This window comes from Streptomyces sp. NPDC002574 (assembly GCF_042889545.1).
GTDB lineage: Bacteria > Actinomycetota > Actinomycetes > Streptomycetales > Streptomycetaceae > Actinacidiphila.
The window spans coordinates 248,149-264,376 of the sequence record NZ_JBIARB010000003.1 but is presented as its reverse complement, the minus strand read 5'-3'; the positions used below and the strand labels follow the sequence as shown (position 1 = coordinate 264,376).

15 protein-coding genes are annotated in these 16,228 nt (G+C 70.6%); all 15 read right to left on the bottom strand.

Going from position 1 to position 16,228, the window contains the following annotated elements; genetic code table 11:
• Positions 1–19: 19 nt before the first annotated feature.
• Complete coding sequence (gene atpE, locus ACFYXS_RS08180) at positions 20–262, bottom strand: ATP synthase F0 subunit C (RefSeq protein WP_018563527.1); 243 nt, start codon at positions 260–262, stop codon at positions 20–22.
• 82 nt (positions 263–344) lie between these two features.
• Positions 345–1,175, bottom strand: a complete 831-nt coding sequence (gene atpB, locus ACFYXS_RS08175) for a F0F1 ATP synthase subunit A (protein WP_319660056.1) — start codon at positions 1,173–1,175, stop codon at positions 345–347.
• Between the two features lie 213 nt (positions 1,176–1,388).
• Positions 1,389–1,799, bottom strand: coding sequence for a hypothetical protein (locus ACFYXS_RS08170; protein ID WP_319659961.1), 411 nt, complete (start codon positions 1,797–1,799; stop codon positions 1,389–1,391).
• A gap of 263 nt (positions 1,800–2,062) precedes the next feature.
• Entirely contained in the window at positions 2,063–3,364 is a 1,302-nt protein-coding gene (locus tag ACFYXS_RS08165) for an MraY family glycosyltransferase (protein ID WP_389245173.1), read from the bottom strand.
• Positions 3,365–3,482: 118 nt separating this feature from the next.
• Positions 3,483–4,787: a serine hydroxymethyltransferase gene (gene glyA, locus ACFYXS_RS08160; RefSeq protein WP_389245171.1), complete on the bottom strand. Its 1,305-nt coding sequence runs from the start codon at positions 4,785–4,787 to the stop codon at positions 3,483–3,485.
• 127 nt (positions 4,788–4,914) lie between these two features.
• Positions 4,915–5,538 carry a protein-tyrosine-phosphatase gene (locus tag ACFYXS_RS08155; protein ID WP_389245169.1) on the bottom strand — a complete coding sequence of 208 codons (624 nt, stop codon included), beginning with the start codon at positions 5,536–5,538 and terminating at the stop codon, positions 4,915–4,917.
• On the bottom strand, positions 5,535–6,182 hold the full coding sequence (locus ACFYXS_RS08150) for an L-threonylcarbamoyladenylate synthase (RefSeq protein ID WP_319659965.1): 648 nt from the start codon (positions 6,180–6,182) through the stop codon (positions 5,535–5,537). Before ACFYXS_RS08150 ends, ACFYXS_RS08155 begins: the two co-directional genes overlap by 4 nt.
• A 31-nt stretch (positions 6,183–6,213) precedes the next feature.
• Positions 6,214–7,059: a peptide chain release factor N(5)-glutamine methyltransferase gene (prmC, locus tag ACFYXS_RS08145; protein ID WP_389245167.1), complete on the bottom strand. Its 846-nt coding sequence runs from the start codon at positions 7,057–7,059 to the stop codon at positions 6,214–6,216.
• A gap of 14 nt (positions 7,060–7,073) precedes the next feature.
• On the bottom strand, positions 7,074–8,162 hold the full coding sequence (gene prfA, locus ACFYXS_RS08140; protein WP_389245165.1) for a peptide chain release factor 1: 1,089 nt from the start codon (positions 8,160–8,162) through the stop codon (positions 7,074–7,076).
• A 114-nt stretch (positions 8,163–8,276) separates the two neighbouring features.
• Positions 8,277–8,501, bottom strand: coding sequence for a 50S ribosomal protein L31 (gene rpmE, locus ACFYXS_RS08135; protein ID WP_319659968.1), 225 nt, complete (start codon positions 8,499–8,501; stop codon positions 8,277–8,279).
• Positions 8,502–8,624: 123 nt separating this feature from the next.
• The gene (locus tag ACFYXS_RS08130; protein WP_389245162.1) at positions 8,625–9,752 is read right to left on the bottom strand and encodes an LCP family protein; all 1,128 of its coding nucleotides are present in this window, start codon (positions 9,750–9,752) and stop codon (positions 8,625–8,627) included.
• Positions 9,753–10,093: 341 nt separating this feature from the next.
• Positions 10,094–12,061, bottom strand: coding sequence for a transcription termination factor Rho (rho, locus tag ACFYXS_RS08125; protein ID WP_389245160.1), 1,968 nt, complete (start codon positions 12,059–12,061; stop codon positions 10,094–10,096).
• Positions 12,062–12,457: 396 nt separating this feature from the next.
• Positions 12,458–13,381, bottom strand: coding sequence for a homoserine kinase (gene thrB / locus ACFYXS_RS08120; RefSeq protein WP_389245158.1), 924 nt, complete (start codon positions 13,379–13,381; stop codon positions 12,458–12,460).
• 263 nt (positions 13,382–13,644) lie between these two features.
• Entirely contained in the window at positions 13,645–14,733 is a 1,089-nt protein-coding gene (thrC, locus tag ACFYXS_RS08115) for a threonine synthase (RefSeq protein WP_389245156.1), read from the bottom strand.
• Between the two features lie 7 nt (positions 14,734–14,740).
• Positions 14,741–16,087 (bottom strand): homoserine dehydrogenase, encoded by a 1,347-nt coding sequence (locus ACFYXS_RS08110; protein ID WP_389245154.1) that lies wholly within the window; start codon positions 16,085–16,087, stop codon positions 14,741–14,743.
• Positions 16,088–16,228 lie beyond the last annotated feature (141 nt).

The following is a 16,228-nucleotide window of genomic DNA, read 5'->3' as shown; positions in this document are numbered from 1 at the left end:
TTGGGCTCGTCAGCCCGGATCAGGAGGTCGGGTAGACGAACGGCATGACCAGACCGATCAGGGCGAGCGCCTCACAGAAGGCGAAGCCGAGGATCTGGTTGGCACGGATGAGGCCGGCCGCCTCGGGCTGGCGGGCGAGCGCCTGGGTGCCGTTGCCGAAGATGATGCCGATGCCGACGCCGGGGCCGATGGCCGCGAGGCCGTAGCCGATGGAGCCCAGGTTGCCCAGGATCTGAGTGGCGGCGAGGTTCACAGCGGACATGCTGTTTCTTCCTTCTCTTTCACGGACCGGTGGGGGTTGGCCACCGGACAATCGGGGGGAGTACTGAGCGGTAGGCGGGTGCTCAGTGGTGCTCGGCCAGCGCGCCCTGGATGTAGGAGCAGGCCAGGAGGACGAAGACGTAGGCCTGGACGGCCTGGATGAACAGCTCGAAGGCCGTCATCACGATGACCATCACGAACGAGACGCTCGCGTAGGCGATGCCGATGCCGTTGAGCAGGTACCAGCTGGCGATGGTGAACAGCAGCAGCAGGACGTGCCCGGCGAACATGTTGGCGAACAGTCGCACCGCGTGCGTGAACGGGCGGACGATCACATTGGAGAGGAACTCCAGGCCGACGACCATCGGCAGGACCGGGCCGAGGTTCTTGTCGTAGCCGGTGATGTTCTTCCAGCCGCCCACGAAGCCGTGCTTCTTGAACGTCAGCGACATCCAGGTGATGTACACGACCGCGGCGAGCGCGGCCGGGTAGCTGATGATCGCCGTGACCGGGAACTGCGCGATCGGGATGATCGACCACAGGTTCAGGATCCACACGAAGAAGAACAGCGAGACCATGAACGGCACGTACTTCTCGCCGTCCCGCTTGCCGATCGTCTCGTAGACGATGCCGCGGCGCACGAAGTCGTAGCCGGCCTCGGCCACCATCTGCAGCTTGCCGGGGACGACCTTCGGCTTGGCGAAGGCGGCCCAGAAGAAGCCGACGATGACGATGCTGCCGAGCAGCGCGAGAAGCATCGTCTTGTTGAAGTAGACGCTGCTGTCCCCGTCGCCGATCAACGGCTTGAAGAGGAAGGAGTGCAGGCCGGGGGCCGGGAAGCCGCACCCGTCGAAGATGTGGCAGTTCGTCTCGAAGGCGAGCGTCTTTACATCACTCACCGCGAGCTCCTTCAGCGTGGCGCATGGGTACGGCAACCTCGTTGTGTCGGCGCGGCGTAAGCCCGCGGAACGGCACTGGACTGGTCTTGCAGATGTGGGGGCGGCGGTCGGGCACTGAGCCGGACGACTGTTGCGAAGGCATGACTGCCGCCCGCGCCAGCTCTGCCGCAGTTGAGACCGGACGATAGCAAACGAGCGGCAGCCCTCTTGCACCGGCCCTGTGGTTCATCACGACGTTCCGGCGGATCCGGGCTCGACGTACAGCATCTTGGTCTTCATATGCGCACGGGCCTGGGCGGCGATCCACACCAGGGTCGTGCCGAGCAGGGTGAACGCGAACACCTGGGTGTCGAACAGCGATGTGTGCTTGAACACCGCCAGCACGATGGCCAGGAGCAGCAGCTGCACCGTGTACAGCATCAGTCCCATCGCCTGGAACAGCGTGGGGTAGGAACGGGCGGTGCGCTGAAGCACCGTCAGACCGATTCCCATGAAAGTGATCACCACCACCGCGCCGAATCCGGCACCGATCGCACCTTTGCCGCCGGCGAGCACGGCGGCGACAGCGACCGCGATCACTCCCGCGGCTACGGCGGGTACGGCGCAATTCAGGAGCGTTCGGGCGTCGTTGGACTGCATGGCGGCAGCTCCTCCGGCGAGGTTGGGAGTACAGGGGTCGTCGAGGACGAGCGTAGCCCGGCGGCGGGGACATGCCTCACGCCGGAAGACCATCGCACTACGGTCTTTCGGCTTGCTTCCGGGCTTTCGTGAACGGTATCACAAACTATTTGATGAGGTCTTTACCCGGTTCGTGTGTGACCTGTCACACGGCCGGAGTACAACCCGTGGCGTCCGGCTGACGACCGGACGCCCGTGTGCTATCGAGCCATCGGCTCAGCGCCTCACCGGCTGCTGCCGGCCGTACGGCCCGCCTCCACCAGCTGCCGGTCGATCTCGCTCAGTGCGGTGGCCCCGTTGACGCCCGGTGCCTCGCCCGCCGCGATGGCGGCACTCGCGGCGGCGTGCGCCTCGATGCGGGTACGGCGGTAGCGGGGCGGCACGAACGACTCGGCCCAGCGCGGGGCCTTGGGGTTGAAGCGCGGCAGGAGCAGCGCGATCAGGCCGATCGCGCTCAGCATGACGATGCCCAGCACGATCCACAGGCTGGAGGAGTTCACCGAGAACGCCACCGCGCCGAAGGCGATCAACGCCGACCAGAAGTACATGATCAGCACGGCCCGGCTGTGCGAGTGCCCGATGTCCAGCAGCCGGTGGTGCAGATGCCCGCGGTCGGCGGCGAACGGCGACTGCCCGTTCCACGTACGGCGCACGATGGCCAGCACCAGGTCCGCGGCGGGGATCGCGATCAACGTCAGCGGCAGCAGCAGCGGCATGTAGATCGGCACCATGAAGTGCGTGGTGTCCCGGGTGGAGCCGGTGAGGTTGGTGATCGCGTCGGGGTCGGTCTGGCCCGTGATGGAGATCGCACCCGAGGCCAGCACGAGGCCGATCAGCATCGAGCCGGAGTCGCCCATGAAGATCCGCGCGGGGTGCAGGTTGTGCGGCAGGAAACCCAGGCACATACCGATCAGGATCGCGCTGAACAGCGTCGCGGGCGCCGCGGCCTCGATGCCGTAGCCGTACCAGATCCGGTAGGCGTACATGAAGAACGCGACGGCGGCGATGCACACCATGCCGGACGCGAGCCCGTCCAGGCCGTCGACGAAGTTCACCGCGTTGATGGTGATCACCACCAGGGCCACGGTCAGCAGCGTCGACTGCACGGGGCTGAGCGCGACGATGCCCTTGCCCGGGATGGGCAGCCACAGCACGGTCAGGCCCTGCAGGACCATGACGCCGGCCGCGATCATCTGCGCGCCCAGCTTGATCAGCGCGTCCACGCCCCACTTGTCGTCGAGCACGCCCAGCAGCCAGATCAGGCCCGCGCCGGACAGCAGCGCGCGTGGCTCGTTGGAGAGCTCGAAGACGCTCTTGAGGTTGGACAGATGCGCGGCCACCAGCAGACCGGCGCACAGACCGCCGAACATGGCGATGCCGCCGAGCCGCGGCGTCGGTTCTCGGTGGACGTCACGATCACGGATCTCGGGCATGGCACCTGCCGCGATGGCGAACTTCCGCACCGGCCCCGTCAGGAGGTAGGTGACGGCAGCGGCCACGCACAGGGTCAACAGGTACTCGCGCACGGGCACACCCTATTCGCGTCCGGGTGGCGACTGTAAACACAGACAGAGACTCACAGCGGGTACCCAGGGTTGCACATGTCACTCCCGGGGTACGGGCGGGGGCCCGTGCGTGCCCCGATCAGACCGGGTACGGGGGGAAGTCGCCCACCAGTTCCGCGACCCGGTTCGCCAGCCCGCGCTCCTCCCGCAGCGCCCGCGCGATCAAGTCCGCGACCTGCGGCATCTGCTGCTCGCCCATGCCCTGCGTGGTCACCGCCGCGGTGCCGAGCCGGATGCCGGAACCGGCCGCGCAGGGCTCCTTGTCGTAGGGCAGCGTGTACTTGTCCAGCACGATCCCGGCACCCGCGCACAGCCCGCGGGCCCGCATCCCCGTGACGCCGAAGGCCGAGACGTCGGCGGCGATCAGATGGGTGTCGGTGCCGCCGGTGGCGATCCGCATGCCCTGGCCGGCCATGGCGTCGGCGAGCGCGCGGGCGTTGGCGATCACCTGGTGCGCGTAGAGCGCGAACTCCGGCCGGGCCGCCTCCGCGAAGGCGGCCGCCTTCGCCGCGATCGCGTGCATGTGCGGGCCGCCCTGCGAGAACGGGAAGACCGCCCGGTCGATCCGCTGGGCGAGGTCGGCCCCGCACAGGATCATTCCGCCGCGCGGGCCGCGCAGCGTCTTGTGCGTGGTGGCGCACACCACGTCCGCGTACGGCACCGGGTTGGGCGAGGCGCCGCCGGCCACCAGGCCGAGCGTGTGCGCGGCGTCGACGATCAGGTACGCGCCGACGTCGTCGGCGATCTCGCGGAACGCGGCGTAGTCGATGGTGCGGGGGTAGGCGATGCCGCCGCACACGATCGCCTTGGGGCGGTGCTGGTGGGCGAGGATGCGCAGCCGGTCGTAGTCGATCCGGCCGCCCTCCTCGAACGAGGCGCCCTCGGTCACGCCGTAGCCGGCGATGCGGAACCAGCGGCCGGAGAAGTTGGACTCCGATCCGTGCGTGAGGTGCCCGCCGTGCGCCAGGGACATCGCCAGAATGGTGTCTCCGGGGACCAGGAGGGCCGCGTAGGCGGCCAGGACGGCCGAGGAGCCGGAGTAGGGCTGCACGTTCGCGTGCGCGGCTCCGAAGAGCCGTGTGGCCCTTTCCACGGCCAGCCGCTCGGCGAGGTCGACCAGCTCGCAGCCCGCGTGGTGGCGGTGCCCGGGGTAGCCCTCGGCGTACTTGTTGGCCAGCGGGGAGCCGAGCGCGGCCAGCACCGCCGGCGAGGTGAAGTTCTCCCCCGCGATCAGCTGGAGGCAGGAGGCCTGCCGCTGGGTCTCCCCGAGCAGGATGTCCGCGAGTTCGGGGTCCTGGTCGCGCAGCCGGCCGAAGCCGGTGTCCCGGGCCGGGAGCGCGCTGGTGGCGGCTATGTGGGCTGACGACGCTTCCGCGGTAGGCATGGGGCGCTCCGGGCGGCTGGAAGGGACTCACCTGCCACTCTTGCACCGTTCCGGCCGTTTCGCGCCGTCTTGTGCTCCGCCGGGGGACGCCGGGTGCGGAGAAGTGCGGAAACCTTCCGGCAGACCCTCACCGGGTGGGGGCCGCCACCCCCGTCAGCGCGGTCAGCACCGGGTCCAGCGCCCCGTGGATCTCCTCGCCGATGGACCGGAAGAAGGTCAGCGGCGCCCCGTACGGGTCGTACACCTCGTCCGCGTCCGGTGTCGGCGCCAGGAGCCAGCCGCGCAGCGCGGCCGCGGCACGGACCAGCGAGCGGGCGCGCTCGGTCACGCTGCCCTCCGGGAGCGTCGTGGGGTCTATCGCCTTCACGAGCCGGGTGAACTCCTTGAGCGTGAACGTCCGCAGGCCCGCCGCGTGCCCCATCGAGATGACCTGGGCGCGGTGGTCGCGGGTGGCGGTGAGCACCAGGTCCGCGTCGATGACGTGGTCGTCGAGGAGTTCCCGGCCGAGGAAACCGCTCGGGTCGGCGGCGTACTCGGCCAGCACCGTGGCCGCGTGCGCCTCCATCGGCGCCCCCTCGTGGCCCCAGGTGCCCGCGCTCTCCACGATGATCCCGGAGGCCCCGTCACCGAGCCGCACGGTCAGCTCGTGGCGGGTCAGCCGCTCGGCCATCGGCGAGCGGCAGACATTGCCGGTGCAGACGTGAAGGATGCGGAAGTAGTCATCGCGCTGCCCGGGTATGGGCGGCGTCAATTGCCTACCTCCAGGTCGGGTACGACCTCGCGCAGCTGCTCGGCGCTGAGGGCCCCGGCCCTCAGCAGTACCGGCACCTTGCCGGTGACGTCGACGATGGAGGACGGGACGGCGGCCGGCGTGGGCCCGCCGTCGAGGTAGATGGCCACGGAGTCGCCGAGCATCTCCTGGGCGGCGTCGCAGTCCTGCGGCGACGGGTGCCCGGTCAGGTTGGCGCTGGAGACGGCCATCGGGCCGGTCACGTTCAGCAGCTCGATGGCGACGGGGTGCAGCGGCATGCGCACGGCCACGGTGCCACGGGTGTCCCCCAGGTCCCACTGCAGGGACGGCTGGTGGCGGGTGACCAGGGTCAGCGCGCCGGGCCAGAACGCGTCGACGAGGTCCCAGGCCTGCTCGGAGAAGTCCGTGACCAGGCCGTGCAGGGTGTTCGGGGAGCCGACGAGGACGGGTGAGGGCATGTTGCGGCCCCGGCCCTTGGCCTCCAGCAGGTCGCCGACGGCCTCGGCGTTGAAGGCGTCCGCGCCGATGCCGTAGACGGTGTCCGTGGGCAGCACCACGAGCTCGCCGCGGCGGACGGCGGACGCGGCCTCGCGCAGTCCGGCCACCCGGTCCGTCGCGTCCGAGCAGTCGTAACGCCGTGCCATCAGCAGACCTCCATGACGTGCGGCGCCGTGCTCACGGCGTCGCCTTGCGGGCAGTGGTGAACCTGGGGCGGTTGTTCAGGTCGGGGTGGTCGGCGGCATCCGCCCAGCCGGCCTCCTCCGTGAAGATCCAGGGCACCTGGCCGCCCTGGGTGTCCGCGTGCTCGATGACGACGACGCCACCGGGCCGCAGCAGCCGGTGCGCGGTCCGCTCGATGCCGCGGATGGTGTCGAGGCCGTCCTCGCCGGAGAACAACGCCATCTCCGGATCGTGGTCACGGGCCTCGGGCGCCACGTGCTCCCACTCGGTGAGCGGGATGTAGGGCGGGTTGGAGATCACCAGGTCCACCTGGCCGTTGAGGTCGGGGAAGGCCGCGAGCGCGTCCCCCTGGCGCAGGTCGACCTTGCTGCCCTGGACGTTCTTGCGGGCCCACACCAGGGCCTCGTCGGACAGCTCCACGGCGTGCACCCGGCTGCGCGGCACCTCCTGCGCCAGGGCGAGCGCGATGGCGCCCGAGCCGGTGCACAGGTCCACGATGAGCGGCTCGGCGACGTCCATGGCGCGCACGGCGTCTATGGCCCACCCCACCACGGACTCGGTCTCCGGGCGCGGGACGAAGACGCCCGGCCCCACCTGGAGTTCCAGGTAGCGGAAGAACGCCCGGCCGGTGATGTGCTGCAGCGGCTCGCGGGCCTCGCGGCGGGCGACGGCCTCCCAGTAGCGGGCGTCGAAGTCCCCGTCGGCGACCGTGTGCAGGGCGCCGCGCTTGACGCCGTGCACGTACGACGCCAGTTCCTCGGCGTCGAAGCGCGGCGAGGGCACGCCGGCGTCGGCCAGCCGCTGGGTCGCCTGCGCGACCTCGGCGAGCAGCAGGTTCACTTGTCGCCTCCGGTTCAGCTTCCGTCGCCCGCGGCGGCCAGCTTGGCAGCCGAGTCCGCGTCGACGCACGCCTGGATGACCGCGTCGAGGTCACCGTCGAGGACCTGGTCCAAGTTGTACGCCTTGAACCCGACGCGGTGGTCGGAGATGCGGTTCTCCGGGAAGTTGTAGGTGCGGATGCGCTCGCTGCGGTCGACCGTGCGCACCTGGCTGCGGCGGGCGTCGGACGCCTCGCGCTCGGCCTCCTCCTGGGCGGCGGCCAGCAGCCGGGAGCGCAGGATGCGCATCGCCTGCTCCTTGTTCTGGAGCTGGCTCTTCTCGTTCTGGCAGGAGACGACGATGCCGGTCGGCAGGTGCGTGATGCGCACCGCGGAGTCGGTGGTGTTGACCGACTGGCCGCCGGGTCCCGAGGAGCGGTAGACGTCGATCCGCAGGTCGTTGGCATTGACCTCGACCTCGACCTCCTCGGCCTCCGGGGTGACCAGCACGCCGGCGGCGGAGGTGTGGATGCGGCCCTGCGACTCGGTCGCGGGCACCCGCTGCACGCGGTGCACACCGCCCTCGTACTTCAGCCGCGCCCAGACGCCCTGGCCGGGCTCGGTGGCGCCGTTGCCGCCCTTGGTCTTCACCGCGACCTGGACGTCCTTGTAGCCGCCGAGGTCGGACTCGTTGGCGTCGATGAGCTCGGTCTTCCACCCGACGCGCTCGGCGTAGCGCAGGTACATGCGCAGCAGGTCGCCGGCGAACAGCGCGGACTCCTCGCCGCCCTCGCCCGCCTTGACCTCCAGGATCACGTCCTTGTCGTCACTGGGGTCGCGCGGCACGAGCAGCAGGCGCAGCCGGTCGGTCTGTGCCTCGCGCTGCTTCTCCAGCTCCTTGACCTCGGCGATGAAGTCCGGGTCGTCGGCGCTGAGTTCGCGGGCCGTGTCGATGTCCTCGCCGGTCTGCTTCCAGCCCCGGTACGTGCCGATGATGGGGGTCAGCTCGGCGTAGCGCTTGTTGAGCCTGCGCGCGTTGGCCTGGTCCGAGAAGACCCCGGGGTCGGCAAGCTTCTTCTCGAGGTCGGCGTACTCGCCGATCAGTTCCTCGACCGCCTCGAACATCAGGATCCCTGCTCTGCGAATGGGTGAACGCCGGTGAACCAGCCTGGGACGACAAAGCGCCGGTCCGGCCGCCGGAGGATATCCGGACGGCCGTGGACCGGCGCTTTCGGGTCGCTACTTCTTGGCGGACCCGGCCGCCTTGCCGAAGCGGGCCTCGAAGCGGGCCACGCGGCCACCGGTGTCGAGGATCTTCTGCTTGCCCGTGTAGAACGGGTGGCACGCAGAGCAGACGTCGGCACGGATGACGCCGCCGCCCACGGTGCTACGAGTGGTGAACGAGTTGCCACAGGTGCAGCTGACCTGGGTCTCGACGTACTCCGGGTGGATGTCGCGCTTCAAGGGAAACTCCTAGTGATCGGGAGGGTCCCGGGTCGTGGCACGGGCTTGCGTCACGTGAACCGGGGCCGACGTACCAGTCTGCCAGGACTGGCCGCATCTCCCCAAACCGGGGACGGCCCGGAACTATTCCGGGCCGCCGTCCCGGGCCTGCGGAGTGCTGCGGACGACACCGCCGGTGTCCACCTCGTCACCGGCCGATCCCTTGGTCGCCGAGCGCGGGATCGGGCGGTCGGCCCGCAGCGCGGCCCACACCTTCTCGGTCTGGGCGGTCAGCGGCACGACCCGGTTGGGGTCGGCCGGGTCGTAGCGCACGGGCATGGTGACCATGGAGATGTGCTTCGAGCCCAGGTTTTTCAGGCTCTCCCCCAGGTTGACCAACTTTTTGACCGAGGCCAGCTCGGAGTCGGTGGTGATGGCCCCGGTGGCCGTGCTGGCGATCTTGTACAGCCGGGCCGGGGAGCCCAGCACCCCGATGCTGTCGACCCGGTCGACCAGGGCCTTCAGGAAGGCCTGCTGCAGCCTTATCCGGCCCAGGTCGCTGCCGTCGCCGACCCCGTGCCGGGTCCTGACCAGGCCGAGGGCCTGCTTGCCGTTCAGGTGGTGGGTGCCGGCCGGCAGGTGCAGATGGCTCTCGTTGTCGCTGATCGCGCGGCTGGTGGTGACACTGACCCCGCCGAGGGCGTCGATGAGCCGCTGGAAGCCGGTGAAGTCGATCTCCATGTAGTGGTCCATGCGGATGCCGGTCATCGTCTCGACGGTCTTGACCGTGCACGCCGGGCCGCCGACCGCGTAGGCCTCGTTGAACATCTCGTTCGACGCCGCGGGCGCGGTGCCGCCGCCGGGCTTGGCGCAGGACGGCCGGTCCACGAGGGTGTCGCGGGGGATGCTGACCACCCCGGCCCTGCGGTGCCCCGGGTAGACGTGGACGATCATCGCGGTGTCGGAACGGGCCGTGCCGTCGTCCTGGCCGCCGCCGGCCTCGGCGTTCGCGCCGGACCGCGAGTCCGAGCCGAGGACGAGGATGTCCATCGAGCCGTTGTCGACGTCGCGGGGCCGGTCGCGGCCCAGCAGGGCGTTGATGTCGATGCCGCGGATGTTCCCGTTGAGCTTGAGGTACAGGCAGCCCACCGCCGCGGTGGCGAGCAGCAGGACGGTCGCCACGCCCCAGGCCGTGATGTGCAGGGCGCGGCTGCGGGCGCTCCTGCGCCGCCGCGATGACGTCCGGCGTCCGTGGTCCGCCTCGTGGGCCATGAGGTCCTCAGTTCTCGTCGGCTCGTCGTGGCTTCGGGTACCCCCCGTGGTCGTGGTCATCGGGCATGGGACGAAATGTCCCCTCTTGGGAGACGTCCGGGGACGGCTCTGGGTTCCTCGCGATCGTGCACACCAGCCATGACAGCGGGTCCGGTGCGCCCTGTCCCAGGACGCGCCGGGACCTGCCGTCCAAGAGCCACACGGTCGGCCCTCACCCGGCGGCAGGGCCGGCCCCACCGGGGCCCCGGGGACGCCGGACGCGGCCTCGCCGGCGCCCCCCGCAAAAGGGGCGGGTCCCGGCACCCAAGTGCCGGGACCCGCCCCTTCGTTGCGTCCGGGCGTCAGTCGTTGTTCGTGCCCGGCGTCGTCTTCGCGATCTGCATCAGGAACTCGGCGTTGGACTTGGTCTGCTTCATCTTGTCCAGCAGCAGCTCGATCGCCTGCTGCGAGTCGAGCGCGTGCAGCACCCGGCGCAGCTTCCAGACGATGCTCAGTTCGTCGGGAGCGAGCAGGATCTCCTCCTTGCGGGTACCGGACGGGTCGACGTCGACCGCCGGGAAGATCCGCTTGTCGGCGAGCTTCCGGTCGAGCTTGAGCTCCATGTTGCCGGTGCCCTTGAACTCCTCGAAGATCACCTCGTCCATGCGCGAGCCGGTCTCGACCAGCGCGGTGGCCAGGATGGTCAGCGAGCCGCCGTCCTCGATGTTGCGCGCGGCACCGAAGAAGCGCTTCGGCGGGTACAGCGCGGTCGAGTCGACACCACCGGACAGGATGCGGCCGGAGGCGGGCGCCGCGAGGTTGTACGCGCGGCCCAGGCGGGTGATGGAGTCCAGCAGGACCACGACGTCGTGACCGAGCTCCACCAGCCGCTTGGCGCGCTCGATCGCGAGCTCGGCGACCGTGGTGTGGTCCTCGGCCGGGCGGTCGAAGGTCGAGGAGATGACCTCGCCCTTCACCGACCGCTGCATGTCGGTGACCTCTTCCGGACGCTCGTCGACGAGGACGACCATCAGGTGGCACTCGGGGTTGTTGCGGGTGATCGCGTTGGCGATCGCCTGCATGATCATGGTCTTGCCGGTCTTCGGCGGGGCCACGATCAGACCGCGCTGGCCCTTGCCGATCGGCGCGACCAGGTCGATGATCCGGGTCGTGAGCACGCCCGGGTCGGTCTCCAGGCGGAGCCGGTCCTGCGGGTAGAGCGGCGTCAGCTTGTTGAACTCCGGTCGCCCGCGGCCCGAGTCGGGGGCCATGCCGTTCGTCGAGTCCAGGCGGACCAGCGCGTTGAACTTCTCGCGGCGCTCGCCGTCCTTCGGCTGCCGGACGGCGCCGGTGACGTGGTCGCCCTTGCGCAGGCCGTTCTTGCGGACCTGGGCGAGCGAGACGTACACGTCGTTCGGGCCGGGCAGGTAGCCGGAGGTCCGGATGAACGCGTAGTTGTCGAGGATGTCCAGGATGCCCGCGACGGGGATCAGCACGTCGTCGTCGGCGACCTGCGGCTCGCTCGCGAAGTCCTCGCGGCGGTTGCTGCCCCGCCCGCGGCGGTCGCGGTAACGGCCCCGGCGCCGACGGCCGCTGCCGTCGAACTCGTCGTCGTCCTGCGGACCGCCCTGCGGGCCGCCGCCGCCCTGCTGCTGGTGCTGCTGCTGGCCCTGCTGGCCGCCGCCGCCCTGCTGCTGACGCTGCGGGCCGCCGTCCTCGCCGCCCTTGCGGCGGTCGCGCTGACGGTCGCGCTGACGGTCGCGACGGCTCTCGCGGCGGTCCTCGCCGCCCTTGGCGTCGCCGCCGGAACGGCCCTCGGCCGTGTCGGCCGCGGCCTCGGCGCGGGCGTCGGAACGGCCCTCGCCCCGGCCGTCGCCACGGCCGTCGGCGGACTGCTCCGCCTTGGCCGCCGGAGCGGCCTTCTCACCGGCCGGCTGGCCGGGGATCTCGATCTGCTTCGGCTGCTGCTCGGTGCCCGTGGCGGCCGGGGCCTCGCCGGATTCACCCGTACGGGTGCGCGAGGTGGCGCGGCGCTTCGGCTTGTCGGCGGCGGGCTCGGCGCTCTCGCCGGCAGTGGCCTTGGCGCCGCCGGACTGCGCGGCCTTGATGGTCTCGATGAGCTGGCTCTTGCGCATCCGCGCGGTGCCCTTGATGCCCAGACCGGAGGCGAGCTGCTGCAGCTCGGCGAGAACCATGCCCTCCAGACCGGTACCCGCGCGGCGACGCCGCGCGGCGGGGGCAGTGGCAGCACCGGTGGCAGGCGCGGCAGCATCGGACGCGGCGACAGGGCTGTCTGCGCGTACGCCCATCAGATCGGTGGTGTCGCTCACGAAGGGTCCTTCCCTGGAGCGGACGTCGGCCTGTCTGGCTCGGCGACCGGTTGTGCTGTCCGGATCCGGTCCATATGACTGTCCGGATTCGGGGCGGTGGTCCGCCTGATGGCGGAGAAATGAGATGGAACGAGTTCAATACACAGTTCCGGCGAGGTGAGAGTTCACTCTCGGGTGAAATGTCACCCGCGCCGACTCCGGAGCGTGCTCGGCACTGCTCAGGCAGGCTGCCTATGCGGTGTGGGAGGCTCCCGGAAGAATGGCGGTCCCGATGCGGGACACAGAGCACCCGGACAACAGGAACAGTGGTTGAGTACCTGAGTCCGCGAGTGCAGCAATGAGATTAACACTACCCGATCCACCAAACATTCCCCCTCTCTTCGACCGGCAATCGTGTCACTGCCCCACGGCAAGTGGCAGCACACTCGCCCCTGCCGCGTCGAGGGTCAGGCGATTGGCCGCCCACCCCTCCCCCGCGAGCAGGGAGACCTTGTCGGCGGTGTCCTCCGCCGCCAGCGCCAGCACCGTCGGTCCCGCACCGGAGATGACAGCAGGGACGCTCTCGGCGCGCAGAAGGTTCACCAGGGCCACGCTCTCGGGCATGGCCGGAGCCCGGTACTCCTGGTGCAGCCGGTCCTCGGTGGCGGGGAGCAGCAGCTCGGGGCGCCTGGTCAGGGCCTCGACGAGCAGTGCGGCACGTCCCGCGTTGGCCGCGGCGTCCACGTGCGGGACGGTACGCGGCAGCAGTCCCCTGGCGGTCTCGGTCAGCAGCGGCCTCGACGGCACGAAGACCACCGGGACGACCGACTCGACCGGGTCCATCCGCACGGCGTGCGCGGAGCCGGCCTCGGTCCAGGCGAGGGTGAAGCCGCCGAGCAGACAGGCGGCGACGTTGTCGGGGTGGCCCTCGATCTCGTTGGCCAGCTCCAGCACGGCGGCCTCGTCGAGGCGGTCCTGGCCGCCTATCGTCACCGCGCGGGCGGCCATGATGCCCGCGCAGATGGCGGCGGAGGAGGAGCCGAGGCCGCGGCCGTGCGGGATGCGGTTGGCGCAGACGACCTCGAGGCCGCGCGGCTGGCCGCCCAGCAGGTCGAAGGCGGTCCGCAGGGACCGTACGACCAGGTGGTTCTCGTCGCGGGAGAGCGTCTGCGCGCCCTCGCCGGCGATGTCGACGTGCAGACCGGAGTCGGCCACCCGGACCACGACGTCGTCGTAGAGCCCGAGGGCCAGGCCGAAGGCGTCGAAGCCCGGTCCGAGGTTGGCGCTGGTCGCGGGGACGCGCACTCGGACGGCGGCGGCGCGGAAGGCGGGTCCGGCCATCGTTCGATGACTCTCCTTGCTTCAAGTGCGTTCCGCCCCGCGGCACGAGGGCATCGTTGCCGTACGGGGGCGGGGACTTGGGGGACCGTACCAGGACCGTCCCCGGCGGGGGACGATGCCATTGGCATGGGCCGGAACGGCGTGCAGTGGCGCCGGTGTGGAGCCAGCCTATCGAAGGAAGGTTCTGCTGCGACATAGGGCGCACGGACAGCGCGTGATGCGTGTCGCGAGCGGGTCCGTGCGCCCCTGCTGCCGGACGTGTGTCAGTGCAACCCGAGCCGGTCCGCCGCCGCGTCGGCGTCGACGGGGACGACGATGGGCTGCGGCGCTCCCTCCACCGCCCAGCCCGGGTCCTTCAGTCCGTTGCCCGTGACGGTGCAGACGATGCGCTGGCCCGGGTCGACCTTGCCCTCCTCGGCCGCCTTGAGCAGCCCCGCGACGCTCGCGGCGGAGGCCGGCTCGACGAAGACGCCCTCCTGCGCGGCCAACAGCCGGTAGGCGGACAGGATCTGACGATCCGTCACCGAGTCGATGAGGCCCCCGGATTCGTCCCGCGCCTCCTCCGCGTACCGCCACGACGCCGGGTTGCCGATCCGGATCGCGGTGGCGATCGTCTGCGGCTTGAGGACCGGGTGGCCGAGCACGATCGGGGCCGCGCCCAGCGCCTGGAAGCCCCACATCCGCGGGTTGCGGGTGGAGATGCCGTCCGCGCCGTACTCGCGGTACCCCTTCCAATAGGCCGTGATGTTGCCCGCGTTGCCGACCGGCAGCACATGGATGTCGGGGGCGTCGCCGAGCGCGTCGACGATCTCGAACGCGGCGGTCTTCTGGCCCTCGATGCGCACCGGGTTCACCGAATTGACCAGCGCCACCGGGTACTTGTCGGACAGTCCGCGCGCGAGGTCCAGGCAGTCGTCGAAGTTGCCGTCCACCTGCAGGATGCGCGCGCCGTGCACCAGCGCCTGGCCCATCTTGCCGAGCGCGATCTTGCCCTGCGGCACCAGCACCGCGCACACCATGCCGGCGCGCACCGCGTAGGCGGCCGCCGAGGCGGAGGTGTTGCCCGTGGAGGCGCAGATGACCGCCTGCGCGCCCTCCTCCTTGGCCTTGGAGATCGCCATCGTCATGCCGCGGTCCTTGAAGGAACCGGTGGGGTTGGCGCCCTCGACCTTCAAGTACACGTCGCAGCCCGTGCGCTCGGACAGCACCTGGGCCGGGACCAGCGGTGTGCCGCCCTCCAGCAACGTGACCACCGGGGTCCGCGCGGAGACCGGGAGCCGCTCCCGGTACTCCTCGATGAGGCCACGCCACTGGTGGGTGGCCGGGCCGCGGACGGCGGAGACTGCGTTCATCGCTGGATCACTCCCCTTCGACGCGCATGATGCTGGCGACGCCCCGTACGGTGTCGAGTTTGCGCAGGGCCTCGACAGTGGCCGCGAGTGCGGCGTCCGGTGCGCGATGGGTGACGACGACGAGGGACGCCTCGCCGCCGTCGACGGCGAGGCGTCCCTCGTCGGCGCCGGTGCCGGCGCCGCCGCTCTGCTCCCGGCCCTGCTGGCGCACGGTGTCGATGGACACCTGATGCTCGGCGAAGACCGTGGCCACCTGGGCGAGGACACCGGGTTTGTCGGCCACGTCCAGGCTGATGTGGTACCGGGTGACCACGTCGTCCATCGGGCGCACGGTGAGCCGCGCGTAGGCCGACTCCCCCGGTCCCGTGGTGTTCGCCAGTTTGTTGCGGCAGGTGGCCACCAGGTCACCCAGCACCGCGGAGGCGGTCGGTGAACCGCCCGCGCCCGGACCGTAGAACATCAGCCGGCCGGCGGCCGCCGCCTCGACGAAGACCGCGTTGTAGGCCCCGCGCACATTCGCCAGCGGGTGCGTCAGCGGGATCATCGCCGGGTGCACGCGAGCGGTCACCGAACTGCCGTCGGCGCTGCGCTCGCAGATCGCCAGCAGCTTGACCGTGCAGCCCATCTCCTTGGCCGAGGCGATGTCGCCCGCGGTGACCTCGGTGATGCCCTCGCGGTGCACGTCGCCGATGGTCACCCGGGTGTGGAAGGCGATGCCGGCCAGGATCGCGGCCTTGGCGGCCGCGTCGAAGCCCTCGACGTCGGCGGTCGGATCGGCCTCGGCGTAACCGAGCGCGGTGGCCTCGTCCAGCGCCTCGGAGTAGCCGGCGCCCGTGGAGTCCATCTTGTCGAGGATGAAGTTGGTCGTGCCGTTGACGATGCCGAGCACCCGGTCGACCCGGTCGCCGGCCAGCGACTCGCGCAGCGGGCGGATCAGCGGGATCGCGCCGGCGACCGCGGCCTCGTAGTAGAGGTCGACGCCCGCCTCGACGGCCGCGGCGTGCAGCGCGGTGCCGTCGGCGGCCAGCAGCGCCTTGTTGGCGGAGACCACGCTCGCGCCGTGCTCGAAGGCGGTGGTGATCAGCGAGCGGGCGGGCTCGATGCCGCCGATGACCTCGATGACGACGTCGATGTCCCCGCGTTTGACCAGGGCGGTCGCGTCCGTGGTCAGCAGTTCGGGCGCCACCCCCGCGCGCACCCGGTTCGGGCGGCGCACCGCGATGCCCGCGAGCTCCACGGGCGCCCCGATGCGCGCGGCGAGGTCGTCCGCGTGCGTCGACATGATGCGCGCCACCTCTGAGCCGACCACACCACAGCCCAGCAGCGCCACCTTCAGCGGACGCGTACGCATCATCCGACCTCGCTTCGCGTTTTCGGCTCTTTCGAGCTCTTTGGACGGTCCCAGTCTCACGCACCGGACGGGAGATTCCACGCCGTGTCCGGATCGCGAGACCGGGCTCTTTCTCTGTGGGACGCCGCGTCTTCCCAGTGGGAC

Bases quoted from the DNA above. Each gene is read 5' to 3' on its own strand.
- atpE (WP_018563527.1), bottom strand. From the start codon at position 262: ATGTCCGCTGTGAACCTCGCCGCCACTCAGATCCTGGGCAACCTGGGC.
- ACFYXS_RS08170 (WP_319659961.1), bottom strand. From the start codon at position 1,799: ATGCAGTCCAACGACGCCCGAACGCTCCTGAATTGCGCCGTACCCGCC.
- glyA (WP_389245171.1), bottom strand. From the start codon at position 4,787: ATGCCTACCGCGGAAGCGTCGTCAGCCCACATAGCCGCCACCAGCGCG.
- ACFYXS_RS08150 (WP_319659965.1), bottom strand. From the start codon at position 6,182: ATGGCACGGCGTTACGACTGCTCGGACGCGACGGACCGGGTGGCCGGA.
- prfA (WP_389245165.1), bottom strand. From the start codon at position 8,162: ATGTTCGAGGCGGTCGAGGAACTGATCGGCGAGTACGCCGACCTCGAG.
- ACFYXS_RS08130 (WP_389245162.1), bottom strand. From the start codon at position 9,752: ATGGCCCACGAGGCGGACCACGGACGCCGGACGTCATCGCGGCGGCGC.
- thrB (WP_389245158.1), bottom strand. From the start codon at position 13,381: ATGGCCGGACCCGCCTTCCGCGCCGCCGCCGTCCGAGTGCGCGTCCCC.
- thrC (WP_389245156.1), bottom strand. From the start codon at position 14,733: ATGAACGCAGTCTCCGCCGTCCGCGGCCCGGCCACCCACCAGTGGCGT.
- ACFYXS_RS08110 (WP_389245154.1), bottom strand. From the start codon at position 16,087: ATGATGCGTACGCGTCCGCTGAAGGTGGCGCTGCTGGGCTGTGGTGTG.